General features: G+C 39.2%; 25 protein-coding genes and 1 riboswitch. Of the genes, 13 read left to right on the plus strand and 12 right to left on the minus strand.

Going from position 1 to position 25136, the window contains the following annotated elements; genetic code table 11:
• Positions 1-283 precede the first annotated feature (283 nt).
• The 5 genes from queF to AC2TDL_RS01825 all read right to left on the minus strand — a co-directional run bounded on the left by queF (position 284) and on the right by AC2TDL_RS01825 (position 3570).
• Entirely contained in the window at positions 284-784 is a 501-nt protein-coding gene (queF, locus tag AC2TDL_RS01805) for a preQ(1) synthase (protein WP_484698362.1), read from the minus strand.
• Between the two features lie 50 nt (positions 785-834).
• On the minus strand, positions 835-1578 hold the full coding sequence (gene queE / locus AC2TDL_RS01810; protein ID WP_484700991.1) for a 7-carboxy-7-deazaguanine synthase QueE: 744 nt from the start codon (positions 1576-1578) through the stop codon (positions 835-837).
• A gap of 40 nt (positions 1579-1618) precedes the next feature.
• Positions 1619-2095 carry a 6-carboxytetrahydropterin synthase QueD gene (gene queD, locus AC2TDL_RS01815; protein WP_484698363.1) on the minus strand — a complete coding sequence of 159 codons (477 nt, stop codon included), beginning with the start codon at positions 2093-2095 and terminating at the stop codon, positions 1619-1621.
• A complete protein-coding gene (gene queC, locus AC2TDL_RS01820) occupies positions 2095-2754 on the minus strand; it encodes a 7-cyano-7-deazaguanine synthase QueC (RefSeq protein WP_484698364.1) in 660 nt (219 codons plus the stop codon). The genes queD and queC overlap by 1 nt, the downstream gene beginning before the upstream one ends.
• 152 nt (positions 2755-2906) lie before the next feature.
• Positions 2907-2950, minus strand: a riboswitch (PreQ1 riboswitch).
• Between the two features lie 41 nt (positions 2951-2991).
• Positions 2992-3570 carry a hypothetical protein gene (locus AC2TDL_RS01825; protein ID WP_484698365.1) on the minus strand — a complete coding sequence of 193 codons (579 nt, stop codon included), beginning with the start codon at positions 3568-3570 and terminating at the stop codon, positions 2992-2994.
• Positions 3571-3801: 231 nt separating this feature from the next.
• Between AC2TDL_RS01825 and AC2TDL_RS01830 the strand changes: the two genes are divergently transcribed.
• Complete coding sequence (locus AC2TDL_RS01830) at positions 3802-4725, plus strand: hypothetical protein (protein WP_484698366.1); 924 nt, start codon at positions 3802-3804, stop codon at positions 4723-4725.
• 178 nt (positions 4726-4903) lie between these two features.
• Here AC2TDL_RS01830 and AC2TDL_RS01835 read toward each other — a convergent pair whose 3' ends face one another.
• Complete coding sequence (locus AC2TDL_RS01835; RefSeq protein ID WP_484698368.1) at positions 4904-5818, minus strand: ArsR/SmtB family transcription factor; 915 nt, start codon at positions 5816-5818, stop codon at positions 4904-4906.
• A 206-nt stretch (positions 5819-6024) separates the two neighbouring features.
• Here AC2TDL_RS01835 and AC2TDL_RS01840 point away from each other — a divergent pair, with 206 nt between their 5' ends.
• The 3 genes from AC2TDL_RS01840 to AC2TDL_RS01850 all read left to right on the plus strand — a co-directional run bounded on the left by AC2TDL_RS01840 (position 6025) and on the right by AC2TDL_RS01850 (position 10435).
• Positions 6025-7191: an iron-containing alcohol dehydrogenase gene (locus tag AC2TDL_RS01840; RefSeq protein WP_484698370.1), complete on the plus strand. Its 1167-nt coding sequence runs from the start codon at positions 6025-6027 to the stop codon at positions 7189-7191.
• Between the two features lie 24 nt (positions 7192-7215).
• A complete protein-coding gene (locus AC2TDL_RS01845) occupies positions 7216-8028 on the plus strand; it encodes an aldo/keto reductase (RefSeq protein WP_484698371.1) in 813 nt (270 codons plus the stop codon).
• A 316-nt stretch (positions 8029-8344) separates the two neighbouring features.
• Positions 8345-10435: a hypothetical protein gene (locus AC2TDL_RS01850; RefSeq protein ID WP_484698372.1), complete on the plus strand. Its 2091-nt coding sequence runs from the start codon at positions 8345-8347 to the stop codon at positions 10433-10435.
• A gap of 70 nt (positions 10436-10505) precedes the next feature.
• On the opposite strand, the gene AC2TDL_RS01855 is transcribed toward AC2TDL_RS01850, so the two are convergent.
• Genes AC2TDL_RS01855 through AC2TDL_RS01865 form a run of 3 tightly spaced genes read right to left on the minus strand, consistent with a single transcriptional unit; the run spans position 10506 to position 12605 of the window.
• Positions 10506-10757, minus strand: a complete 252-nt coding sequence (locus AC2TDL_RS01855; RefSeq protein ID WP_484698373.1) for a hypothetical protein — start codon at positions 10755-10757, stop codon at positions 10506-10508.
• Positions 10758-10779: 22 nt separating this feature from the next.
• Positions 10780-11073: a DUF6171 family protein gene (locus AC2TDL_RS01860; RefSeq protein WP_484698374.1), complete on the minus strand. Its 294-nt coding sequence runs from the start codon at positions 11071-11073 to the stop codon at positions 10780-10782.
• A gap of 44 nt (positions 11074-11117) precedes the next feature.
• Positions 11118-12605 (minus strand): alpha-N-arabinofuranosidase, encoded by a 1488-nt coding sequence (locus tag AC2TDL_RS01865; protein WP_484698376.1) that lies wholly within the window; start codon positions 12603-12605, stop codon positions 11118-11120.
• 166 nt (positions 12606-12771) lie between these two features.
• Here AC2TDL_RS01865 and AC2TDL_RS01870 point away from each other — a divergent pair, with 166 nt between their 5' ends.
• The 9 genes from AC2TDL_RS01870 (at position 12772) to AC2TDL_RS01910 (ending at position 20871) form a co-directional block, all read left to right on the plus strand.
• On the plus strand, positions 12772-13767 hold the full coding sequence (locus AC2TDL_RS01870) for an aldo/keto reductase (protein WP_484698378.1): 996 nt from the start codon (positions 12772-12774) through the stop codon (positions 13765-13767).
• Positions 13768-13874: 107 nt separating this feature from the next.
• A complete protein-coding gene (locus tag AC2TDL_RS01875) occupies positions 13875-14093 on the plus strand; it encodes an alpha/beta-type small acid-soluble spore protein (protein ID WP_484698380.1) in 219 nt (72 codons plus the stop codon).
• Between the two features lie 164 nt (positions 14094-14257).
• Complete coding sequence (fabV, locus tag AC2TDL_RS01880; protein ID WP_484698381.1) at positions 14258-15448, plus strand: enoyl-ACP reductase FabV; 1191 nt, start codon at positions 14258-14260, stop codon at positions 15446-15448.
• 183 nt (positions 15449-15631) lie between these two features.
• Entirely contained in the window at positions 15632-16567 is a 936-nt protein-coding gene (locus AC2TDL_RS01885; RefSeq protein WP_484698382.1) for a ribose-phosphate diphosphokinase, read from the plus strand.
• Positions 16568-16776: 209 nt separating this feature from the next.
• Positions 16777-18027, plus strand: coding sequence for a beta-N-acetylhexosaminidase (gene nagZ, locus AC2TDL_RS01890; RefSeq protein ID WP_484698384.1), 1251 nt, complete (start codon positions 16777-16779; stop codon positions 18025-18027).
• 186 nt (positions 18028-18213) lie between these two features.
• On the plus strand, positions 18214-18753 hold the full coding sequence (locus tag AC2TDL_RS01895; protein WP_484698385.1) for an SdpA family antimicrobial peptide system protein: 540 nt from the start codon (positions 18214-18216) through the stop codon (positions 18751-18753).
• Positions 18738-19694 (plus strand): sporulation-delaying protein SdpB family protein, encoded by a 957-nt coding sequence (locus AC2TDL_RS01900; protein ID WP_484698387.1) that lies wholly within the window; start codon positions 18738-18740, stop codon positions 19692-19694. Before AC2TDL_RS01895 ends, AC2TDL_RS01900 begins: the two co-directional genes overlap by 16 nt.
• Before the next feature lie 72 nt (positions 19695-19766).
• Positions 19767-20396, plus strand: a complete 630-nt coding sequence (locus tag AC2TDL_RS01905) for a sporulation delaying protein family toxin (RefSeq protein WP_484698388.1) — start codon at positions 19767-19769, stop codon at positions 20394-20396.
• A 16-nt stretch (positions 20397-20412) separates the two neighbouring features.
• Positions 20413-20871: a PH domain-containing protein gene (locus AC2TDL_RS01910; RefSeq protein ID WP_484698390.1), complete on the plus strand. Its 459-nt coding sequence runs from the start codon at positions 20413-20415 to the stop codon at positions 20869-20871.
• Positions 20872-21069: 198 nt separating this feature from the next.
• On the opposite strand, the gene AC2TDL_RS01915 is transcribed toward AC2TDL_RS01910, so the two are convergent.
• From AC2TDL_RS01915 to AC2TDL_RS01925, 3 genes are all read right to left on the minus strand, one after another.
• Positions 21070-23355, minus strand: coding sequence for a septation ring formation regulator EzrA (locus AC2TDL_RS01915; protein ID WP_484698392.1), 2286 nt, complete (start codon positions 23353-23355; stop codon positions 21070-21072).
• A 97-nt stretch (positions 23356-23452) separates the two neighbouring features.
• Positions 23453-24133, minus strand: a complete 681-nt coding sequence (locus AC2TDL_RS01920; protein ID WP_484698394.1) for a PspA/IM30 family protein — start codon at positions 24131-24133, stop codon at positions 23453-23455.
• 118 nt (positions 24134-24251) lie between these two features.
• Complete coding sequence (locus AC2TDL_RS01925; RefSeq protein ID WP_484698395.1) at positions 24252-25130, minus strand: ROK family protein; 879 nt, start codon at positions 25128-25130, stop codon at positions 24252-24254.
• Positions 25131-25136 lie beyond the last annotated feature (6 nt).

Here is a 25136-nt window from a genome sequence, read left to right on the forward strand (position 1 = left end):
CGAACGTATGTTCTTATTATATACAAAAAAACAGTAAATATGCAACTATATAGGTGCTCAATAAGTACGTAACATGATGCAACAAATAAGGATCAGGGCTGTGAAATGCAATAAATAGACAATTAGGACAATTAGTAAGTGAAGAAACGAAAATAGTGCAGATTAAATACATAAATAATAAACAGAAGCTTAGCGAGGAATTCGCCTTTAAAGACTGCTACCTCCAAACAAATAAAAGCAGCAGCCTTTAAAAAGCAAGATGAAAAAAGATTATTTCAAAGCTTTATCGATTATCCACTTTTTCAGGATACAGATCATGATTCATTAAACGATATTCCGCCATTTTTTCATATTTTGTGTTAGGACGCCCCCAGTTTGTAAACGGATCGATAGAGATGCCGCCGCGCGGAGTAAATTTGCCCCAAACTTCGATATAACGTGGATTCATTAAATTAATCAAGTCATTCATAATAATATTGATGCAATCCTCATGAAAATCACCATGATTGCGGAAGCTGAACAAATACAATTTAAGTGATTTACTCTCCACCATTTTAATATCTGGTATATAAGAAATATAAATTGTCGCAAAGTCGGGTTGACCTGTAATCGGACAAAGACTTGTAAACTCAGGACAATTGAATTTTACAAAATAATCACGATTAGGATGTTTATTTTCAAAGCATTCTAGCACTTCCGGTGCGTAATCCACCGGATATTTTGTACCTTGATTACCTAGTAAGGTAACCCCCTGCAATTCATCTTTTGATCTTCCTTCTGCCATAGTATTGTTATCCTTTCTCCGTAAAATTAATGAGTAGTTAAGCTGATAAATTAAACACCTTTTTTATTTCCCCATACCCAAGTATGAAGCTGCGGCAAGACGAATACAGATAATAACTCCGCATCTGTCATCGTCCGCTCGATTAACCACTGATAACGTGATAATAAATGCGGTAATAATTGCGCTTGATCTTGCTCAGTAAGCTGATCATTGCCAGCCTGCAAATAAAAAGGTACACCCTTATAGCGATGATGCACTTCCTTTGCATAATTCAAATCCGCTTCATCAAACACAACAACCTTCAAGCAAAAATCTGATTGATGCTGGAGTAAAGACTTAATAATTTGATCAAGCTGCTGCCAATTTGTACTCATGCCAGAGCTAGGCGGCTTAGGAGATATAGTTAATTGATCGATCTCCGTAAACCAGGGCTGCCATTTACTGCCCTGCGTTTCCAGTGCTACCTGCTTCCCCGCCTCATGCAGCTGTTTAATTAGCTCACCAAGCTGTGGCAGCAATGCTGGGTTTCCGCCTGAAAGCGTCACATGATCGTAGCAACTGCCGCCAAGCTCATCTAGCCGACTAAGGATTTGCTGAGCAGTTAATAGCTCAATCTCATCCTTTGCAGTTCCATTCCAGGTAAAAGCAGAATCGCACCATGAGCAGCGAAAATCGCAGCCAGCAGTGCGGACGAACATCGTTTTTCGTCCAACGACCATCCCTTCCCCTTGCACAGTAGGACCAAAAATTTCGAGTACAGGAATAGGACGAGCAGAAGCAGCAGTTGCAGACAACTGCTGTTTAGCATCCCCCGCTACCTTAACACTAAATGCCTTAGAGAAGGATGATATCACCGTTGCCACCCCCTTGCAGCTTGCGCAACAACTTCACAGGACGATAAATACAATAGCTTGTCGGCGTTTCCCGCAAAAACACCTGCAAGCAGTATGGCTTGTTGGCTGTTGCTTGTAAATATTCTGTAATAATCTCATAAATTGTGCGAGCAACAACTTCCGTTGTCGGAAACTGCTGTGAAACCGTATCACTAAAAAGCTCCTGATGCTCATTCAACAAAGTATGATCTAAACGATCATGAATAAGCTTCTTAATTGTTGCAAAATTAACTAAAAACCCTGTATCATCTAGTTCATCACCAGCAATCGTGACATTCGCAAAATACGTATGCCCATGCACTCGTTGACACTTTCCAGCTTTTTCAGAAGGAACATAATGAGCTGCTGCAAATTGAAAATCTTTATTTAGCTCATAAGCAAAGGGATGCTGCACTTGAGGATAAATTTGCTGTAACATTATTTCCCCTCCCGTAAACTTAAATATTGCTCCAAGCCGCGTCGACGCAATTGACATGCTGGACATTCGCCACAACCATCAGCAATGATGCCGTTATAGCAGGTTAATGTTTTCTCCCTTACAAAATCAAAGGCATCAAGCTGATCGGCAAGCTGCCATGTTTCTGCTTTTGTTAGCCACATAAGTGGTGTATGAATAACAAATTCATAGTCCATTGATAGATTTAAGGTAACATTCAAAGATTTAATAAAAATATCACGACAATCGGGATAACCGCTAAAATCGGTTTGGCACACTCCAGTAACAATATGTTTTGCCCCGATGCCTTTAGCTAAAACAGCAGCAAACGATAAAAATAATAAGTTGCGGCCGTCTACAAAGGTTGAAGGCAGTTCTCCATCCTTAGCCTCGATTTCAATATCGTTGCGCGTTAAAGCGTTTGGTGCTAGCTGATTAAGCAGCCCCATATCCAGAACATGCTGCTTTACACCAAGCTCTTTGGCAATGGCTGCTGCACATTCAAGCTCGAGCGAATGTCGCTGACCATAATTAAAGGTTACCACTTCAACCTCAGCGAATTGCTCTAAAGCCCAAAATAAACATGTGGTGCTATCTTGTCCACCACTAAACACGACTACTGCTTTTTCTTGCTGTAACATAACGTTCCTCCTGACCTTCGTTTACCTTAAGATCAATCGAAACAAGTCGAGCTACACGCCCCATATGAGATTCCAAATTAAAACGGCGTGGATTGCAGAAAGTGCAATACACGCCGAACACAAAACAACGATCTTCCTAAAGCAGGAAATCGCTTCTGTTAGTTTTTTATAGAGGGAGTTCGCGAACCTCTCCTGAGACTTCGTTAGCCATAAATGACTAAAGCTCAGATTTCTTGTTCAATTGTCAAAGTTACTATAACATAGCTCGTTAAGTGCATCAAGCGTTATAATGATATGCTCCAGCAGTTGCTCAATATCCTCCATTTGATCTTCGTTAATTCTCCTATTAAATGAAAGATAAATGGCATTTTCATAGCAAAGCGGCAGCCAATCCTGCTCATTATCCCCTTGTTTTGTCTCATCTCCAAATTTTGCAGACAATACTTGCTTTAGCTCCAGCTCCCGCTGCCAAATTGACATAATAAGCTCCTCAATTTGCGGACAAGTCATATGTGGGTTATGTACTGGACAAACAAATTTAAGGGACAACGTGCAAGCTGGAGATGATCCTTCACGCTGCAATATTTCATCTGCCAAATCTTCAATCGAACTGTACAGTACAATTTCTGCACTTAGTGAAGGGTTAGGCAAATGTTGCGGAAAGGTGAAAGTAAGCGACCATGTGCGCGACATAACTGCCAGGTTCAACTGATCGCTGCGATTAATAATCGCAATCCTTCCATCAAGATTATCTAAATCATAAAGCTGGTTCTCCAGCGCGACTTTTAAGTTTTCAAACACAACAGGATCAAACAACAAATTTCTTCATCCCTTTCTAGCGAATCATATATGATTTATGCAACTAATGCAGCAAATCAACGTACAATAATCATAAAAACATTATTCCAGTCATCCATTGGCGGCAGCAATATAAAGATTTATACAAAAAATATACAGCCAACTACCTGTAAAATGTCGTATACTATCGATATATGGTGGTTTAAACATAATGCAATAAGGAATGTAATTCAAGGTAGAGGTGACATAATGGAAGACATAAAACAAGCTTACGAAGAGCTAGGGCTCGAACCATTCGCAAGTAAAGATCTCGTTGAACAGCGATACGCGCAAGTGCTGCGCAAGCATCGTGCACGCACAAAGTTGGCGGCACAGGGGCAAGCAGTTGAAAACGATGATAACTTTGATTTTGATAAGCTCACAGCTGCATATCGAGCAATACTAGATTATGAAGCCAAGAAATATACCGAGGAATATGAGCAACAAGAATACGGAAAGTATAAAAAATTTGCAGGACAGGCAAAAAAATTCGATCATTTTTGGCGCTATTATAAAGTTCATACGTTTGTTGCCATTGCAATAGTTGCTGCCATTATTTACGGGGTTGTAGCCTATATGGATAGACTGGAGGAAAAACGCTATCTGGCAAGCTTGCCGCCTGTTGATGTATCCGTCACTTTTATGGGTAACTATTATGATACGGCACAAGACAAAAACTATGAAACTACGAATGAAAAATTTCTCAATGATTTTCCGCAATTTCAACGCTTTACGACCGAACTAATTCTCGTACCAGCAGATGAAAGTATGCAGTATGCTTACTTGCAAAAAGCATTTATTATGGTCGCTACCGAGACACCAGACATTTATATTGCAGATGATTTCATGAAAGATTGGTCAATGCAACAAGAACTCTATGTTGACCTTGAAACAATCGAATCACTTGCTCCGCTAGCAAACAGCCGTTTTGCTATAAAAGGAGCTTTAATGGATATGGGTGAAGTGGTAGGTGAAGAGCATTTTTATATGCTTGATTTGACCGAAAGTGCGCTTGCCAAAAATCTGCCGATCGCACATGAGAAGCTTTATGTTGGCATTCGGCAAAATGCACCTAATTATGAAAAAGCTGTGGAATTCTTGGAATATTACGCTTCCACCTTGCCAAATTCATAGTTGAAATTCTCCAAAAATAACATAAATAAAGCGTCTTGTTCAGCAAGCGCAAGAGAACTTTCTTGTGCGGCGGCAAAACAAGACGCTTTTTTCTTTCCCTATGTGAAAATATACAAAAAAATAATAGCTGCTGCCTTAATTCTATCTGCTCAAACCTTTAAACTACAGAGCTTAGAAACTACTTACAAGTAATGGTACATTGAATATCTTGATTGTAATTGCCAAAGCCGCTGCCAAACAGCATCATTCCGCCACAGCGTTTTGCATCCTGCTTACTGCTAATTCGAAGTACAATTTCTTTCCCTGCAATTAAACCTAGCTGCTCGATAGTGATATGAGAAGCTTGCAGACCGTCAATAAATGTGCCTTGATCTGTCACGCGAATATGCTTCATCACGCCATGAGTAATATCTTTATGCCACCATGAAGGAGTGTACAAGCCTCTCCCCTTCTCCATTTTCCCTGGATAAGTCCACTCTGCAACATCTAATCCGTTAATGCTAAACAAAATATCAGATGGCTGTAAATGAGAAACCGAACAAGGTGTTTCTGAGCAAATTTCAAGTGTCAGCTCAAGCGAATGTACAGTTTCATTGAATAGCATATAATTCGGTATTTTATATTCGATAAAACCGCTGCTAAACCAAATCACCTTTGCATCTCGATGCATTGGATCAGCAAAATAGCGCGGATCATCACAAAGACCTAGCATTCCTTCTCCAGAAGCGAGCCCGCAGCTCGGCTTAACATCAAAATTAGCATACATTCCGATTGGAATTGAAATCTCGTACTTCTGCTCAGCTTGCTTCGCAGGAGCTGATGATCCTCTGAAATTTAAAATCATTTGATCAAGCTGCAAATAACATATTTTCTGCTGTCCTCGTTTGCCGCTAACAAGCTCACTGCGCACGATGCCTGCTTGCTCTAGCATTTGAATATGACGTGTAACCATTGGTGATTTAATATTAAGCAGCTCAGAAAGCTCTGATATATTCATTGGTCGTGCATTAAGCAGCTCGATAATTTTAATTCTAGTTGGTGATGAAAAACTTTCTAAAATAGAATAATTGCTTTGATTAACAGCAACCTCCATAAAGTTAACTCCTTCGCCTCATTAAATACTACTGCTTCCTCTATATTATACTGGGAGCGCACATACATAGCCAATTGTATAACTTTTAAGTTAACATATCAACAATCCATATAACATTGACATGCTATTTTCCGTGAAATAAAATAAATAAAGTGTTAAACCCTTATAAATTGAATAACTTTTAAGTTAACAAAAGGAGGTTTAAGATGTTACCATTTACATTTCATAACCCTACTCGCATTATTTTCGGTGAAGGTAAATCAAGCGAGGCAGGAGCCATTACAGCTACATATAGCAAAAAGGTACTACTCGTATATGGTGGCAATAGCATAAAACGTTCTGGCTTATATGATTCCATTGTCAGCCAGCTTAACGAAGCAAACGTTCACTTTGTCGAGCTTGGCGGTATCGAGCCAAATCCTCGATTAACTAGTGTCTATGAAGGAATTAAATTAATTCGTGAGCATGGACTTGATTTTATATTGGCAGTAGGCGGCGGCAGTGTGATTGATGCTGCTAAGGCGATAGCTGCAGGTGTTCCTTACGATGGCGATGTTTGGGATTTCTTTACAAATAAAGCTCAAATTCAAGCTGCGATTCCAATCGGTACAGTATTAACGTTGGCTGCCACAGGCACAGAAATGAATGGAAGCATGGTAATTAGCAACTGGGAAGAAAAGCTTAAACGTGGCTCTGGAAGCCCGCATGTCTATCCTCGCTTCTCCATTCTAGATCCAGAGTTAACTTATACAGTGCCAGCCAATCAAACAGTTTATGGCTCAATAGATATTATGTCCCATGTATTTGAACAATACTTTAGCTTAACACCAGATACTCCGCTGCAAGAGCGTTTCTGTGAGTCTATTCTGCAGACAGTAATTGAAAACGTTGAGCTTGCTTTAGAAAATCCACGTCATAAAGCAGCCCGTGCTAATTTAATGTGGTGCGGAACTATGGCATTAAATGGAGGACAAATTTCTCTAGGAATGCAAAATGACTGGGCTAGCCATGGCATTGAGCATGAAATTAGTGCGATCTACGACATTCCGCATGGTGCAGGATTATCTATCGTATTTCCAAATTGGATGAAATATGTATATAAAGAAAGACCTGAACGCTTTGCGCAATTTGCAACACGCGTATGGGGAATCTCTCCAGAGGGAAAAACAACCGAGGAGCTGGCGCTTGCAGGAATTGATGCCACTCGTCAATACTTTACCCGTATTGGTGCAGAAGCGACGCTATCTCAATTTAATATCGATGGCAGTCAGCTTGAACGAATGGCTGAAGAGGCTGTTCGCTACGGTCCGATTGGTTCATTTAAAACTCTATATAAAGAAGATGTGCTTGCAATATTGAAAATGTGTCTATAATGATGAACAATGGAGGTAAAAACAATGATACCAACTGTAACTTTAAATAATGGAGTAAAGATGCCAGTACTTGGCTTAGGAGTTTGGAAAGTTCCTGATGATGTAGCTGAACGTAATGTACGTGAAGCGATTGAGCTTGGCTATCGTGCGATCGATACAGCGGCTGTTTACGGCAATGAAGCTGGTGTTGGACGCGGTATTGCTCAAAGCGGCATTGATCGCAATGACATCTTTGTAACAACAAAAATTTGGAACAGTGATCAAGGATATGAGCAAACATTAGCAGCGTTCGATGAAAGCCGTCGTAAATTAAATTTAGACGTTATTGACTTGCTGCTTGTCCACTGGCCAGTTAAAGGAAAATATGTGGACACATGGAGAGCGCTTGAGGAAATTTACAGCAAAGGACTTGTACGTGCTATTGGCGTCAGCAACTTCCATCAGCACCATCTTGAAGATATTGCTGCTGTTAGCGACATTGTTCCTGTCGTCGATCAGGTTGAATGTCATCCACTGCTTACCCAAGAGCCTTTGCGTGCTTATTGTAAGCAAAAATCGATTTTCGTTACTGCCTGGAGTCCATTAATGCAAGGAAATCTTGATATTCCAGTGCTGAAGGAAATTGCTGAAAAACATGGTAAATCACCAGCACAAGTCGTTTTACGCTGGGATATTCAAAACGGCATTATTACTATTCCAAAAACAACAACCTCCGCTCGATTAGTTGAAAACAGTCAAATTTTTGACTTTGAGTTAAGTGAGGAAGAAATGAAGCAAATATCTGCATTAAATGAAAATCGTCGCTTCGGTGCCGACCCAGATAATTTCAATTTCTAAAAAGCTAGGTATACTTTCTAGCTATACTTACTGAATTATAATGATACGCCTTTTCCAGCATTTGAAACTGTTTATGTAATAAACGGGCTCTTTGCTGAAAAAGGCGTATTTGTTATCTTTTTGCAATAATAATTGCTGATTCTGGAAATGACTTGCATTCGATTTTTTATTCATTCAATCGACAGATTCATTTGTAATTTTACACGCCCTTTTTCAGTATTTTAAGGCTATTTACCTACAGGAATCATATGTCTAACGTCGAATTAATTTTAAAGATAGGTAAAGAGTGACTATAAATCGAAGAAGAGGTGATAATTTGAGCATAAAATCAATATCAGATCGCATTGATTATCGTGATAGGCTTGAATTATATGTTCATCAAGCGTTCCCACTTAACAGTTTTATGCAATATATAAAAACATTAACTAATCATGAAAAATTAATGCTTGCTATAACTTTAAAATTACCATTTACAAGAAAAGATTTGAAGCAATGGCCGGATTTATTATTTTATAAAAAATTAAATTTAATACTTAAAAAAATAGCATCTGATCGGACTACAAAAAAACAGCTTTTAATATTTTTAATTGATCGTACTTTAGTAGAAACACCCTCTTTAGAACAATTTCAAACGAAGCTCAAGCAATTAGTAACGGAGCATGGATATTGGTGTATATTTTGGACTCTTTACTTTCATCCTGAGCGATTTGATAATGAAGCCCATTATGAGCAAATTCGAAATGAGCTAAATGAGCTAGAGAAATTACATACAAGCAATCGAACTGCTAGTGAAGCACAGCAGCTTGGCAAACAAGAATCTGCTGCAGCAGTTGAGGAAGTAGAGGAACATACTATTCCAGAACATAAATATGTTCAAATGAAAGATAAGAAAATAGCCATTTTAGAAGAAAAGATTAGCAAAGAGACAACAACCCGGCAACAATTAGAGCTGGCAAGCGCGCAAAAAGACAAAATGATTCGTCAGCTTCAGCAAGAACAAGAGAAGCTTCAACGACAGGCTAATCTGTTAAAGGAGCAGATAGCATTGTATGAAATGAAAGTAGTAAATTTACAGCGAGCAGAACAAGAAATCAACCAACGGAGAAAAGAGGACGAGGAACGCTGGCTAAATGAACGGGCTAGCTTACTGAGTCAAAATAAGCAAAATTGGGATGAAGTTCGCAAGCTGACAAATCAACTTGAACAACTGCAACGAGCGTTAGAAGAAAGTAAGCGCCAAAGCCAAAATTGGCAGCAGCTTGCCCAGCAGCGTCAAGAAGAAATAAATACATTATTGAATAGTAAACAACCTCTTAATAAGCAATTAAACAGCATTACAGAGCAGCTCCACCAAGAATTAGAACAAATGAATAGCGAACTAATGAAGCAAATGAAAGATGCTTCGCTAAGCTATGAACATCGACTGCATTATCGCCAGCAAATGCGTAATGTGCTGGAGCTTGTAGAGGTTATTGATAAATTTCAGCAAGAGCAACAAACTCAAAGCGAACTTGAAACAAATGAGCAAGGCAAAAATTCAGTTGCTGCTCAGCAGGATTCAGCTGCGGATAAAACTCAAAGCAGTAATAACAGCAATCAACGCTATGGTACCTTCTATCGAAGAGATCACGGCGGCTATATTGAATTAGAGAACGGGGAAATTTTCAACATTACCGAATCGCTTGTTCAGCAGCTGGAATTACAGCATGAAGCAGAAGTGCTATGCACACCAACGGCTCATCCAGGTCGCAGCAATCATTACACTATTGAGCTTGTGTTTCAAGGCGATGACAGTTATTCTCCAATTCAAACCTATGATGGTTTTGTTCATTTGGATGATGATCAAAAATGGTATTGTATTGATATTAATGACGATAGCAATCGCTTTCCAATCCATTACAAGGATATTGAAATTCAAAAGCCAAACCATGGCGATCCTTGCACCTTTAACGTAGCTGAGGATGGACATATTGCTCGCTTAACAAAGTTGTATCGCTTATCTGGTGATATAACAGAAGCACAACACCCAGCACGTAAAAAGAATGAAGCGCGTACAAAAGCAACGCCTCGCCGCAAAATTGTTGAGCCTTATTTACAAGATTGCATGATTACGATTATTGGAGGGCAACGTAAATGGTTTGAAGCCGTTGTGAAAGAGACAGGAGCTGAGCTCGTCCATGATGGCGGAGAACATCCTGAGCGCATTGCAGCAGACCTAAGTCGCTCACAGGCATTGTTTATGATTTTAACCTCCACCTCACATCGTGCAACGTGGGAGGGCATCGAAATTGCAAAAAGCAACGGTATTCCTCATTTTATTATTCAAGGCTCTAAATCCAATTTGCGTAAATTATTATGGGAAAATCAAGAGGTCATTCGCTCAACAAATCGAGCGCTGGAAGCATAGCAATGAAAGCATCGCTCCGTTGTCCTTAGCTGCTCAACGCTTCGGAGTTAAGTATTGCCCAAGCCACTTTTTAAATGGGGCTGCCTTCTTCCTTCCACGGCGGTTGGCAGCCCCACTTAAAGGTGGCTCGCTTTGCTTTTGGCATCACTTTCTCCTCCGCTGAAGCTTCTTCTTCTCGCAGGCATCGCTTCGATGCTTTTGGGCTGCTCAGCGCTTCGGAGTTAAGTATTGCCGCTGCCGCCTCTTTCAGCAAAACAATACGCCTCACTTCGCTATCAATAATAAGCGAAGTGAGGCGTAAATAAGACGCTGTGTAAAGCATAAAGCCTTTAGTAATTACTAAGCTATGACGTGTATGCCTCCCAGCCGCGGGCTCTTACGTTTGGACAGCTTTTGCTGCGATAGTATGCAGCAACTCTGACATAGCAGCCGCAAAGCTGGCATGTTTGTCCTTGCAGCAAATGCTGACATGAGCGACATTGGGCTAAGCGCTGCTCGTACACCTCATTTGGCACAACAATTCGCTCATCGCGGAACATTGGGGCCTGTAAAATCCGATCGATTTGCGCCTCAGTCACTTCATATTGCGGGCCGCAGCCGCGACAAGTGCGACGATCCGCTGTATTAGCTTCACTCATTGCTCCCTCACGTCCATTCCATAGCTATAAACAACCTAAATGAATTAAGCAAGGCTAAGCGTTGTTACTGACATTGGAGAAAGAGTAAGCTTCAAATGATGACCATTCACTTCATAAGCAGTAAAGCTTTGCGGCTTCACAACCTCTGGCTCTTCAAAAGTATTGTGTGCATCCATCTTATCAGCAGTAAGCGTTGATGCTGTCACTTTAAAGTTCTCCTTCACCAAGCCGCGCAGATCAATCTCCACTTCGGCAGTTTTTTCAGGATTCACATGAGCAAGACTAATATGAATCACACCCTCAGCATCTACTGAAGCGGTAGCGCTGACTGCTTTAATTGTCTTGCCATGGCTTGAATAATCCTCAGTTTGTAAATTAAATTGTAATAACTTCGCATCATGATGCACTTTATACATATTAAATACATGATAAGTTGGTGTAAGGATCATTTTTTCGCCCTCAGTTAAAATTACCGATTGCAATACGTTAACCATTTGCGCAATATTTGCAATGCGCACGCGTTCACTATGTTGATGGAAAATATTAAAATTCAATGCTGCGACTAACGCATCGCGAATTGTATTTTGCTGATAGAGGAAGCCTGGATTTGTACCTGGCTCAACGTCATACCATGTTCCCCATTCGTCCACAACTAACGCAACGCGCTTCTCAGGGTCATAACGATCCATAATCGCAGAATGACGTGTTAACAGCTCATCCATTTTCAATGTATTATAAAGCGTATCAATCCATTGATGCTCTGGGAATCCCGTTGCCGATCCTTTATTCTCCCAATTATTTGGAATTGTATAATAATGCAATGACAACCCGTCCATAAAACGAGCAGCTTGACTCATCAACACTTCGGTCCAGTTGTAATCATCAACGTTAGGTCCGCCAGCGATTTTAAATATTTTATTATCTCCATAGTTTCTCACATAAGTTGAGTAACGACGATATAGGTCAGCGTAGTACTCTGGACGCATATTGCCGCCACAGCCCCAGTTTTCATTACCAACACCAAAATATTTAAGCTTCCAAGGCTGTTCACGACCATTAGCAGCACGCCATTCAGCCATCGGTGACACACCGTCAAAAGTGATATATTCTACCCACTCCGACATTTCCTGTACCGTGCCACTGCCTACATTACCGCAAATGTAAGGCTCACATTCCAAAAGCTCACAAAGCTTCAAAAACTCATGTGTACCGAAGTGATTATTTTCTACCACTCCACCCCAGTGTGTATTAATCATTCTCTTGCGCTGCTCGCGTGGACCGACTCCATCCTTCCAATGATATTCATCAGCAAAACAGCCGCCTGGCCAGCGTAAATTCGGAACCTTGATTTCTTTAAGCGCTTTCAGCACATCGTTACGAATACCGTCTGTGTTTTCAATCGGGGAGTCTTCTCCGACCCAAATCCCTTCATAAATACAACGACCTAAATGCTCAGAAAAATGACCGTAAATTTGACGACTAATCGTTGAAAGAGTTTGATCAGCATTAATTGTCAACTTATTTTTAGACATATGAAGCACAGCACCTTTCTTGAATTAATATTTTTATAAATTTAAATCCAAAATTATTAATTCCAAACTCATCATAATATTTCTTACCATTTTTGGCAACAGCTTTGATTATCTTTGCTATAATTTAATTTGATTGGAAATTAATTTGCTAAGGGAGTGAGCGTTTATGAAGCAAATGCCCTTACACCATTGGGGAATTAATGCTAGTCAGCTTGCGCTGGGATGTATGGGATTTGGCGGATCATGGGAGCTATCTGCTCCATTAACGGCTGAGCATATGACACAGTTAGAAGCAGCAGTTGACGCAGCGCTATCAATCGGAATCAATTTTTTTGATCATGCTGATATTTATACACGAGGTAAAGCGGAAATTTTGTTCGGCAAGCTGCTTGCAGCTCGTCCATCATTACGCGAGCAGATCATTATTCAGTCGAAATGCGGAATTCAATTAAGCGATGGAAATTTACCTGGCCGTCATAACTTCTCAAAATCTCATATTCTTTCCTCAGTAGATCATATTTTAAAACGACTTGGCATAGAGTATCTTGATATTTTGCTGCTGCACCGTCCTGACCCATTAGTAGAACCAGAGGAAGTAGCTGAAGCAATTCATTCCCTTAAACGAACTGGAAAAGTTCGCAATTTTGGAGTATCGAATATGCATAGCGGGCATATCGAATATCTTCGCACCGCGGTAGAAGAACCATTTATCGTCAATCAATTGCAAATGAGCTTAGGTCATTCTCATTTTATAGATCAAGGCTTGCAATTTAATCGCAATGAAGGAAGCTCTATCAGCTTCGAATATGGCTTGATGGAATATTTGCAGATAAAAAATATTCAAATTCAAGCTTGGGGTCCATTGGATCAAGGAAGATTCACTAATCCGGCAACAGAGCATACGTCAGAAGCTGAATATTTAACAGCACAATATATTGCCCAACTAGCAGAGCAAAAGGAAACAACAAGAGAAGCGATCGTCTTAGGTTGGCTAATGAAGCATCCGGCATCCATTCAACCAGTGCTAGGTACAACCAATCCGGAACGTATCCTTGCTTGTCAAGACGCTGCTCGTCAAGCCTCGCTCATGACTCGTGAGGAATGGTGGACATTATATGCAACACGTAAAGGAACATTTAAACCAAACATTTCCAAGCTATAGCTTCATTCAACATGCACAATATACATTGAAATCTTACATACAAAAGGAAATTGATGCATAATGTTCCAGCTGTGAACTCATACTACCTCTGAAAGGAGATGATAGCTATGGGTTCAAGATCGAGAAATAGACTTGTTGTGCCTGAAGCCAAAATGGCTCTTGAGCAATTAAAATATGAAATTGCACAAGAACTTGGCATCCAATTGCCACAGGACGGTTACTATGGCCATATGACCACTCGCGATATTGGCTCAATTGGCGGATACATAACAAAACGACTCGTTGAACTAGCACAGCAACAAATTAGTAACAGTAACCGTTTCTAACTTAAACGTGTGATTTGGTGGGCTATCTAAGATAAGCGCTTCGTCTAAGGTAGCCTGCCGTAGTTTAAACTTCCATTATTGCGCATTTATCGTTAAAATAGAGTAATGGTACTAGTAGATATTCATTAATAGAGAAATACATGATAGAAAGGAATATCTGATATATGATCATTCAACCAAAATCAAGAGGATTTATTTGTACTACAGCCCATCCAGTTGGCTGTGCACAACAGGTTCAGTCACAAATTAATTATGTGAAGCAGCAAGCTCCGATTAAAGGACCAAAAAATGTACTTGTCGTTGGTTCTTCTACTGGCTATGGATTAGCTTCTCGTATCGTTGCTGCTTTTGGCGCTGGTGCTAATACAATTGGTGTCTACTTTGATAAACCTGCTGAAGGATCTCGTACTGCAACAGCAGGCTGGTATAACTCTGCTGCATTTGAAGCTGCGGCTAACGAAGCTGGCTTAAAATCATACAGCATTGTTGGCGATGCATTTTCTGATGAAATTAAAAACAAAACTATTGATTTAATCAAAAACGAACTTGGAAAGATCGATCTAGTTGTATATAGCATCGCGTCTCCTCGTCGCACTCATCCAAAAACAGGTGAAGTATTCTCTTCTGTCATCAAACCGCTTAATGAAGTTTATTCGAATAAAACGGTAAACTTCCATACTGGTGAAGTAACTGTGGCAACGATAGAGCCTGCAACAGAAGAAGAATTACGCCACACCATTGCTGTTATGGGCGGCGAAGACTGGAAAATGTGGATTGATGCACTGCAGGAAGCAGATGTATTAACGGATGATGTTACAACTGTTGCATATTCCTATATTGGTCCTGAAATTACTCACGCAGTATACCATGATGGAACAATTGGTGCTGCGAAAAAAGATTTACAGCAAACTGCAGATGTGCTAAACGAGCAGCTAAAAGCAAAAGGCGGCCGTGCCTTTATTTCTGTAAACAAAGCGCTTGTTACTCAATCTAGCTCAGCAATTCCTGTTGTACCTCTTTATATTTCTGCACTATATAAAGTTATGAAAGAAGCTGGTACACATGAAGGATGTATCGAGCAAATGTATCGTTTATTTGCAGAGCGACTATATAAAGACGGTGACGTTCCTGTAGACGAACTTCGTCAAATTCGTATTGATGACCTTGAAATGCGTCCTGAAATTCAAGAGGCTGTCGCTAAAGTTTGGGAGCAAATTACAACTGAAAATATTTATGAACTAACGGACCTTGTAGGCTACCGTAATGAATTCTTCGGTTTATTCGGCTTCAACCTTGAAGGCATTGACTATGAAGCAGATGTAGATCCTAACGTTGAAATTGCAAACTTAAAATAATTCACAAACAGCCATGACTGATTGTTGTCATGGCTGTTATTACTTTTTCGCACAAAGAATTAAAAACATGTTATTATTTGAGAAGCTAATACGTTTTTGTTATTATATTACATAAGAAACAGAGATTAGTTATTAGCAAAATCAAGATTAGTTATTAGCGACAAGCTATAGTTGGAGGATATTATGTCACAAATAAAAATATTTTCAGGCTCATCAAATCGCCCACTTGCAGAAGCTATTTGTAATCAATTGCAAGTGCCACTTGGAAAAGCCGTCATATCTCGTCAGCAAAGTGGTGAAATACATGTATCGTACGAGGAATCCGTACGTAATCACGATATTTTCATCGTTCAGTCGATCTCACACCCAGTCAATGAAAACCTTGTAGAGCTGTTGGTCATGATTGATGCTGCAAAACGTGCTTCTGCGCGAAGCATTAACGTAGTCGTTCCATATTACGGTTATGCTCGTCAAGAACGAAAAAGCAAGCCGCGTGAACCAATCTCTGCAAAAATGGTTGCAGATATTTTGACTACTGTAGGTGCGAATCGAATTATTACACTTGATTTGCACGCTGATGCTATACAAGGCTTCTTTGAAATTACAGTAGATCATTTAACTGCTTTGGATCTTATTATCAACACGCTAAATAAGAAAAATATTGACAATCCTGTCGTGGTTTCTCCTGACGCTGGTCGCGCAACCGTTGCAGAAAAGCTTGCAGGCTTATTAAATTGCCCATTTGCAATCATGATTAAAAATCGCCCTGCACACAATAAATCAGAAATTACCCATATTATCGGGGAAGTTGAAGGGATGACCCCTATCATCATAGAAGATATGATTGATACAGGCAGCACGATTGTAAATGTAGTTGAAGCATTGCATAAACGCGGAGCTCGTGATGCATATATTTGTGCAACTCACGGGGTATTTTCCGATAATGCTGTGCAAAAGCTGGATCATCCTTACATCCATGAAGTGCTTATTACCGATACAATTTTGTTGGACGAAAAGCACTCTAATAAATTTGTTGTGTTAAGTGTTGCTCCGCTTATCGCTCAAGCCATTGACATTATTACAAATGGCGGATCTATCGCTACCTTATTCAAAGCATAACATATGATTTTATTGGCAATAACGGACTTTGTCTAGCGTAAAAGTTTTACTAGATGAAGTCCGATTTCTGCTTTACACCATGTAAATATAGCTTAATTGAACTCAACAAATAACAGTAGTTTTCTTCCTTGCCTCCTCTTCATTCCGTATAAGTTCAAATCCACCTTACATCAACAAAAGCTATGGCTAGCTAAGAAAGGAACAGACAAATGAAAAAAAGCTATTTGCTAGGCTCAGTAGTAATGTTCATTATCTTGTTCTGCGCAATAATTATACTTATACAAGAAGAACGTTGGTTATCGCTAACTTCATCTAAGGAAATTAAGGATACTTCAAATGAAACAGAGACTTCTCAGCTACCAGCTCCTATACTGCTACCAGAACAACCTAACCGTTCTATTCCCTTACAATCAACGAATGATTTTGAGCAACAACTGGTAAATCAACAAATTGATCAACTGCTGACGACATTAACTTTACAGCAAAAAATAGGACAACTACTCATTTTCGGCATCGATGATAACAACACAGAAGCAAGTAAGCAAACTAAACAGCTAATTGAGGAGCAAGGTATCGGTAATATTATATTATTTAAGCGCAATATTAAAAGCAGCGCTCAACTCAGCGAACTTATTCATAGTTTAAAGACGCTCCCGCTATCACATGAAATTCCGCTTTGGATCTCGATTGATCAAGAAGGTGGTAAAGTCAATCGTCTGCCTCAGCAATTTCCTGCAGCACAGTATTTGGCAGAGCTTGATAATGCTTCTGCTACAAAGCAGGCTGGTCAAGAGATAGGACAGGTGCTAGAAGAGCTAGGAATTGATATTAATTTTGCTCCGGTGCTTGATATTAACAATAATCCTGACAACCCTGTAATCGGCAGTCGCGCCTTTGGCTCTGACGCACAAAGTGTTGTTAAACATAGTATGGCTATGCTTGATGGCTTAGACGACTATGTCTTAACCGTCGGTAAGCATTTCCCTGGGCATGGCGATACAAATGTTGATTCCCATTATTCATTACCGATCATTGATAAAAGCTGGGAGGAGCTAGAAACTTTAGAGCTAATTCCTTTTCGTGCAGCTATAGAGCAGCATATTGACGCTATTATGGTTGGACATCTTTATTTACCGCAAATAGACGAGCATTATCCCGCTTCTCTTTCGCATACGATTATTACTCATTATTTGCGCGAGCAGTTAGGGTTTGAAGGGATTATTGTAACAGATGACTTAGTGATGGGTGGTATTACGGAGCATTATGATATTGGAGAGGCTGCTGTTCTAGCGCTGCAAGCAGGCAACACTATGCTAATCGTTGGGCATGAGCCAAAGCAACAGCAAGCGGTCATTGAGGCGATGATGACTGCTGTTCAGTTAGGTATTTTATCTGAGGAATTAATTAATGAAAAAGTAGCGCTAGTGCTGAATTTCAAAATTAATAAGAAGTATAAATAATAACCTCTTTATTTTAAAAAATGCAAACAAAAGATAAGATTAATTTAATGACGAATATGACAAGAAAAAAATCAAAATTACACACTTATGATTAAATTTATATGTACTATGAAATAAGACCTATTTTTTTAACTTCCATTTGTATAATAATGATATTTATTTAAGAATAATTATTAGGAGGTAAAAATGAGTCTTAAGACATCGTATTTTCTTACTTTCTTCATAACATGTTTGTTTCTTTCACTATTATTTATCGTTGCATTAAATAATGCTTTGCCTGTAAATCCTCTAAACAAATATAAAAACACTATAATTGCCGCTATATTCCCTCAGGGATGGGGTTTTTTTAGCAAAGATCCAAGAGATGAAAATATATATATTTATGATACTAACCTACAATTTGCTGCTGATTGGCCAAACAACAATTTAAGTAATTTTTTTGGTTTGAAAAGAAAAGGCAGAGCTCAAGGAATTGAATATGGATTATTATATGTACAAATCCCTGAAGAGAAGTGGATCGAATGTGATCATAGTCTAGCTGCTTGTATTAAGGAAAATCCTTCTTCCTCAATTAATATAGAAAATCCTTCCCCAAACCCCTCTTTTTGTGGTGAGTATTACTTAGTTACTAGAGAGGTTATACCTTGGGCTTGGGCAAATCTTATGGAGTTAGATGATGTTCCATTAAAATACGCAAAGGTGGTATCAAGTTGTACAGTAAATTGAACCAGTTTACGTTACAATGGATTCAAAATAAAAGTCCTTGGACTAACGTTTATGGAATTGCTAGAACATTACTTGCCTTTTCTACCTTAATGACTCTACTCTTAAACGATGTATCAACCTTTTTTAGACCAGTTTCAGGCTTACCAGAATATCCTTCCTGTGCAGTATATCCTATTAGTATATTTTGTTTAGGTCCAACCGATCTTGTTTCTTTAAATATAGTTAAATGGATTGTAATCGCACTACTATTGCTAATTATGTCAGGATGGAGACCTAGAATAACAGGAATAATTCATTGGTGGATAGCTTCATCGATTCAAAATACTGCAACTACTATAGACGGTGGAGAACAAGTAGCTGTTGTGTTAACGTTTTTATTAATACCTGTAACTCTTTTAGACAACAGAAGATGGCACTGGACAAAAAGTACTCCCCCCGAAGAATCCCACATAAGAATACATTCTAAAATTATAGCTGTTATGTTTTTAGGTGCTATAAAAATACAAATGTGCATCATCTATTTTAATGCTGCAATTGCTAAAATAAAAAATCCAGAATGGGTAGATGGAACAGCAGTCTATTATTATATGAACGACCCTATGTTAGGGTTAAATGGTTTCCTTAAATGGATCAGTGATCCAATTCTTAATAGTGCTCTAGTAGTTATCCCTACTTGGGGGACAATAGTTATAGAATTGATACTAGGTGCAGGAATTATTGCAAAGCAAAAATTCAATATATACTTATTGATTTTAGGTATTATACTCCATTTAATTTTTGCTGTCTTTATCGGTTTATATAGCTTTTCTTTAATCATGTGCGCAGGATTGTTAATCGCATTTAAAGAAAAACCTATAGAATTTAACTTTATTAAGCAAATTCTGTATAGAAAGCAAAGAGTTCATCCAGAACTTCAAACATTACACTCTGTAGATCATTAGTTTTTAACTCAACTTTTATCATATATGAAAGTTGAGTTAAAAAAATATTATTTATTTAAGAGGTGAAACAATATGAAGAAAATTGTGACATTACTATTGGTCTCAGTCATGCTTTTTACAATGGGGTTCTCTCCCGCTCAGACTTCAATTGTGAAGACTAACTCAAACTCATACACTAGTGAGGAGTTATTTCGCGGAATCTTTTTTGCACAAGGTGAAGTCGGTAAAAAATTAACTCCCAAGGTATTTAATGCAGAAATCTATGAATTTATGAATAGCGAAGAAGCCATTACAGCAGGTGATGAAATAATATTGAAAATAAAGGAAAAATCTCCAACATTTTTTGACGACTTTAAAGCTTTAGTTACAACTCATAATCCAAAAAAAGTCCAAGAAGCTTTAGCAATGGGCAGCAAAATGTTGTTATCATTTTATGAAGATGAAGAAATAGCTCACTCAGTTGAAGATGATATCTATAATCCTGCAGCTGCAATTGTTTTTGTTGTTGGATTAGTAGTTGTTTTTTATGCAGCAGCAATTTATCAAGTTGCAGTTGGCGCAGCTTATGTAGCAGCAGGTGGCGTTTATTATTATGCAGCAGCGGTACAAACCGAGTGGGGCGCAGTTAGTAAAGTATCTGACCCTACAAGTGGCCTATCAAATGAGATTTATATTGCAGAAATTATCAAATCAGTAGAATAATGTGCAGGAGTGAATCATGAAATTTAAAAGCAAATATGATTCCAGTACTCATATCATTTTAATTTTACTTACTTTGGTAGGTAGTCCAATTCTAATTGCTCCACTCTCTAGTATGATTCGTAATGCTAGCTTCTCTATAGGTTTATCGTTACTAGCATTAGTTGGAGTAGGATGTGTCATTGTTCCACTGTGGATGGGCTATACGATGAGTTATCGGTTTACTCCCGAGCATTTATTAGTGAAGTTAGCTTTCGTTCGAATAAAAATCCCTTATGAGCAAATTAAAACTGTTACTAAAGCTAATCAAATGTGGGAAGGCTTACGTATTTCTGCATCTAAAGATGCCATTCATATTAAATATGTAACGGGAGATATTAAAATCTCCCCTACTCCAATGAATCTTTTTCTTGAACAGTTAAAGAGTCATTGTCCATCAGCTAAGATAGATGTTCCTAAGGAATGGCAATCCAACTAACTGACTAATGATAAATACATGCGCGTGATTATTAGATTGCTCCGACTCCTCAAAACTTTACAATACAGCTCCTTATTACCAGGCAAAGATAAATAAATCTAGAAAACTAAATGACAAGCTCCCATCAGTGTAGACAGTAGACATTAAACTACTACTACAAAGATGGGAGTTTGTTGCTTGTTTAAGTATTCCTAACACTTACTTAAACTTGCCGCCGCTGCCACGTGAGCCGCCGCCGCTGCGGAAGTTGCCGCCGCTGCCGCGTGAACCTCCACCACCGCGGAAGTTGCCGCCGCTGCCGCGCGAACCTCCGCCAGGTCCGCCAAACCCGCCTCCGCCATTGCGATGATGACGGTTTTGATCAGCCATGCGACGCATCATTTCAATTTGTGCTAACTGTCTAAGTCTTTCTTGCTCTGCCCGTTCCTTAGCTTGTTTTTCAGCAATCGCCTGCTCTGCCATTTGACTAAACTGGTAATAAGCTTGCTCGATCGACATAAATTGCTCGTTGACACCGTTTAGCTGAATTGGAGTGCTAATTAACTGTTGTTCTAGCATATTTATCATTTGCTCAGTGCGATGATACGCTTCATTCATTATTCCGCGAATTGGCAAGTGATGACGCTCTAAATTGTTAATGACTTGCTGCACATTTCTTTTTGCTTGATGAACTCTTTGCTTGAATTGTTCCGCCGCTGATTCAAGCTCTCGATGGAGTTGCTCTAACTCCAGGGATTTCGCTTCAAGCTCATTTAGCTTGTTTTGAGCAGCTATTAAGAGCTTTTCAGCTTCTAAATAACGTTGTACTTCCTTAGCGTTATACTGTTCAGCCTGTCTAATTTGCTCTTCAAGCGCTGTAATTTGCTGCGGAAGCTGCTTAAGCCATCGATCAGCTTCTAACCAATGGGTATCTGCAAATTGTCGCTTAACAAGCTCTAAAGTCTGCTGAACTTTTGTCATACGTGCAGTTTTTAAGTTCAAAATATCTTTCGATAGTGCCGCAATATGTTCAATATTGCCATCCCGTGCAGCAATTGATTTTGTTACATCTGATAATGCAGTGTTTAACCAGTTTTCAATCCGATTTGCACAATCTCTTGCTGTTGGCACATCACCGATTTTTAATGAACGCTCAATTGTCAGCAACTGTCCATTCATCGAATCAAACCATTGATATGGGGAAATTTCCTGCAATGTTAATGACTCGTTAGCAATTAACATCTCTAACTTCTGCTTCGTTGCTTTAATATGTTCTGGCAGTTTCGTTAATGCTGCAAGCAATTGCTCATATTCTAAAACATCAGCCACCCAGCTTTTTATTCTGCCTTCTTCCTCATTTAACCGCTTGCTAGCTTCAATTGGATTAAATGCTAATGTTGATTCAATGTCTTTTAGCACCTGTTGCAGCTCCGCTTGACGATCAAATAGTGCCTGCAAAGTCGTTTCTCCATCAGTAGCTATGTCCTGTAACGCTTGTTGACCTTTAGCAAAATCCACTTTACACTCTTCTAACAGCTTAGTTGCAGCACCCTCAATGCTTTTATATTTATCTACCGCAGTCTGTAATTGAGCGGCTGTATGCTCGAGTTGCTGCAACTCATTTGCAAAAGTATGTAACTCTTTTGAAGATTTTTGCAGTTGAGATTTACTTAATCCTTTCCAAGCACGTATCTTTTCTGGGTAAAGCGACATTTGCTGCAACAGATCGTATAAATCATCCTCTGCCTCGCCAATAATATCGCGTGATTTCCCTGTTGAGAACTTTTTAATTTCTTCCATATCAGCATCAAGCTGTTGAATCTTCTCGGAAATTTTTTCATATTGATCTTCGAGCTTAAACAGCAATTGTGCTGCACGATTACGTTTTCTGCGGCGATCAAAAATAACGATTAAAGCCACGCCAATAACGATAATGGCTATAATAATTAGCACTGGCAACAAAGAGCCTTGTTCATTCGTTTTTCTGCTTTCACTCGCAGTCCCTAAAGCGCCATTTTTATATTTATCAACATAATAACTTAAGCCATCCATTGTTTCTTCAATAGCTGCATAGTAATTTCCAGCAGCTGCTTGAGGAAAGAAGTAATCCTCTAAAAATGAAAGCACAGGATCTGATTTGTTTAAGTCTTTTGCTGCATATAATGCTCGCTCCACTCGTGATTGCTCATAAAGCTGTAGCCAGACATCTCCGTCCCCATCAAGAATTACAAGTAAAGCATCATTCTGTCCTAAATTCCACTCAGAAAAAAGCTGTGTGCTAAATTCACCTATATTTCGAGAGCCAAGTGTGTCGGTAATAAACACATGAAGCTTAACTTCTTGCTTACTAATCAACTCATTTAATTTGTTCTGCTCAAACTTGGACAATACTCCCATCTCATCCTCAATATAGGTATCATTAGCTGCAAGCACAGTTAAAGAAGGAAATAGTATGAAAGTTAACATGAACAGAAAGAGAATTGCAGGTAGTATTTTTTTCTTCATAGATTAGCCTCCATAAGAAAAAGCCGGGTTAACTTAACCTGGCTTTTCCCGTTCACGTCAAAAACTATTAGCAACATTGTAACGTTGCTCATATCATTTATTTATTGCCTTCAAGCTCAGCTTTTAGAGCAGCCAGCTCATCATCGATCGCTTTGTCCTTGCTAGACTTTAACTGCTCCTCAAACTTTTGATCTAATGTTTTATCTTCATTAGCTAGCTCGAATGCTGCATTTGCTTCATCATGCATTCGTTGAATTTTTTCTTCCATACGAGCAAAAGTCGCGCCAACATCATTTTTGCCAACGCCTTTCATCGTACTATTAATTTTTTGCTGTGCTTGTGCTGCTTCTGCTTGAGCAACCAAAGTACTGCGTTGATCCTTCATGTCTCTAACTCGTTCTTTTAGATCGTTTAATTGAGCATGCAGTTTGTCTGCAGTAGCTTTTGCACGATCATAACTTTCTTTCAGCTTATCGCGTTTTTCTGCTTGTTTCGCTTTATCTGCCAATGCTTCACGCGCCAATTCTTCGTTACCTGCGGCAAGGGCTTGGCGTGCTTGAGATTCGCGCTTTGCAACTAGCTCCTCAGCTTCTTTTAGCTCACGCTCTAAGCGTTTTTCAACTGCCATCTGAGAAGTGACGGCTGCTGTTACTTTTTCTACATCTTCATCAAGCTCACGTAATACCTGATCAATAATTTTCACAGGATCCTCTAGCTTATCAACCGCTGCATTAACATTAGCTTTCCCTATTCTAAACAAACGTTGAAAAATACTCATTGTTCTATACCTCCCAAATTTTCACATCACAGCCATAATTACTTTTACATTATAGCCATTAATACGAAGGTAAAAAATTAATGTTTCATATTTGTGCAATTTATTTTTACGGTGATAGCTAGTTGCGTTTATGCTCTAGTAATCCAAGGGCAATTGCTCCGCACAATCCCGCATTATCCCCTAGTCCTGGTGCAATAATATATTGGTCAATTTGCTCAAGAATAAGCTGATGCTGAACATAACCGTTTAAATTAGCAACCACTTGCTTTCTAATTAGTGGAAATAGCTGCTCTTGGTGCATTACACCCCCACCTAAAATAATTCGTTGTGGAGATAAGAGCAATATTGTCGACATCAAAGCTTGCCCCAAATAGTAGGCTTCAAGCTCCCAAGCCTCATGATCCTTAGGAAGCTCATGACCTTTTATGCCATATCTTCTTTCAATCGCTGGACCAGCGGCTACTCCCTCCAGGCAGTCCTTATGATACGGACAAAATCCCTCAAAACTATCCTTTGGATGACGTTTAACTGGAATGTGGCCACCTTCAGGGTGGAGCAGTCCATGTACTAAATTGCCTTCTACGTAAACTCCAACCCCTACTCCTGTGCCTATTGTATAATATACACAGCTTCTTACGCCTTTAGCACTGCCCCACATCGCCTCTGCAAGAGCAGCTCCATTGACATCTGTATCAAAACCAATTGGTACACTAAAACGTTCTTTAAGCTTGCCTAACACATCTACGTTTTTCCAACCTGGTTTAGGGGTAGAGGTAATATAGCCATAGGTTGGACTATTACGATCAACGTCAATTGGCCCAAATGTACCTACACCAAGTGCATCAATTTGCTCGTTGGAGAAAAAATGATAGATTTTCTCAAACGCAATCTCTGGTGATTCTGTGGGAAAACTAATTTTCTTTTCGATATTCCCTTGCTCATCGCCAATCCCACAAATGATTTTAGTTCCACCTGCTTCAATTCCACCTATTCTCAATGAAAA

The organism is Paenibacillus sp. plas6 (genome assembly GCF_057221655.1).

Bases quoted from the DNA above. Each gene is read 5' to 3' on its own strand.
- queF (WP_484698362.1), bottom strand. From the start codon at position 784: ATGGCAGAAGGAAGATCAAAAGATGAATTGCAGGGGGTTACCTTACTA.
- queD (WP_484698363.1), bottom strand. From the start codon at position 2,095: ATGTTACAGCAAATTTATCCTCAAGTGCAGCATCCCTTTGCTTATGAG.
- queC (WP_484698364.1), bottom strand. From the start codon at position 2,754: ATGTTACAGCAAGAAAAAGCAGTAGTCGTGTTTAGTGGTGGACAAGAT.
- AC2TDL_RS01830 (WP_484698366.1), top strand. From the start codon at position 3,802: ATGGAAGACATAAAACAAGCTTACGAAGAGCTAGGGCTCGAACCATTC.
- AC2TDL_RS01835 (WP_484698368.1), bottom strand. From the start codon at position 5,818: ATGGAGGTTGCTGTTAATCAAAGCAATTATTCTATTTTAGAAAGTTTT.
- AC2TDL_RS01840 (WP_484698370.1), top strand. From the start codon at position 6,025: ATGTTACCATTTACATTTCATAACCCTACTCGCATTATTTTCGGTGAA.
- AC2TDL_RS01845 (WP_484698371.1), top strand. From the start codon at position 7,216: ATGATACCAACTGTAACTTTAAATAATGGAGTAAAGATGCCAGTACTT.
- AC2TDL_RS01855 (WP_484698373.1), bottom strand. From the start codon at position 10,757: ATGCTTTACACAGCGTCTTATTTACGCCTCACTTCGCTTATTATTGAT.
- AC2TDL_RS01860 (WP_484698374.1), bottom strand. From the start codon at position 11,073: ATGAGTGAAGCTAATACAGCGGATCGTCGCACTTGTCGCGGCTGCGGC.
- AC2TDL_RS01865 (WP_484698376.1), bottom strand. From the start codon at position 12,605: ATGTCTAAAAATAAGTTGACAATTAATGCTGATCAAACTCTTTCAACG.
- AC2TDL_RS01870 (WP_484698378.1), top strand. From the start codon at position 12,772: ATGAAGCAAATGCCCTTACACCATTGGGGAATTAATGCTAGTCAGCTT.
- AC2TDL_RS01875 (WP_484698380.1), top strand. From the start codon at position 13,875: ATGGGTTCAAGATCGAGAAATAGACTTGTTGTGCCTGAAGCCAAAATG.
- fabV (WP_484698381.1), top strand. From the start codon at position 14,258: ATGATCATTCAACCAAAATCAAGAGGATTTATTTGTACTACAGCCCAT.
- AC2TDL_RS01885 (WP_484698382.1), top strand. From the start codon at position 15,632: ATGTCACAAATAAAAATATTTTCAGGCTCATCAAATCGCCCACTTGCA.
- nagZ (WP_484698384.1), top strand. From the start codon at position 16,777: ATGAAAAAAAGCTATTTGCTAGGCTCAGTAGTAATGTTCATTATCTTG.
- AC2TDL_RS01895 (WP_484698385.1), top strand. From the start codon at position 18,214: ATGAGTCTTAAGACATCGTATTTTCTTACTTTCTTCATAACATGTTTG.
- AC2TDL_RS01905 (WP_484698388.1), top strand. From the start codon at position 19,767: ATGAAGAAAATTGTGACATTACTATTGGTCTCAGTCATGCTTTTTACA.
- AC2TDL_RS01910 (WP_484698390.1), top strand. From the start codon at position 20,413: ATGAAATTTAAAAGCAAATATGATTCCAGTACTCATATCATTTTAATT.
- AC2TDL_RS01915 (WP_484698392.1), bottom strand. From the start codon at position 23,355: ATGAAGAAAAAAATACTACCTGCAATTCTCTTTCTGTTCATGTTAACT.
- AC2TDL_RS01920 (WP_484698394.1), bottom strand. From the start codon at position 24,133: ATGAGTATTTTTCAACGTTTGTTTAGAATAGGGAAAGCTAATGTTAAT.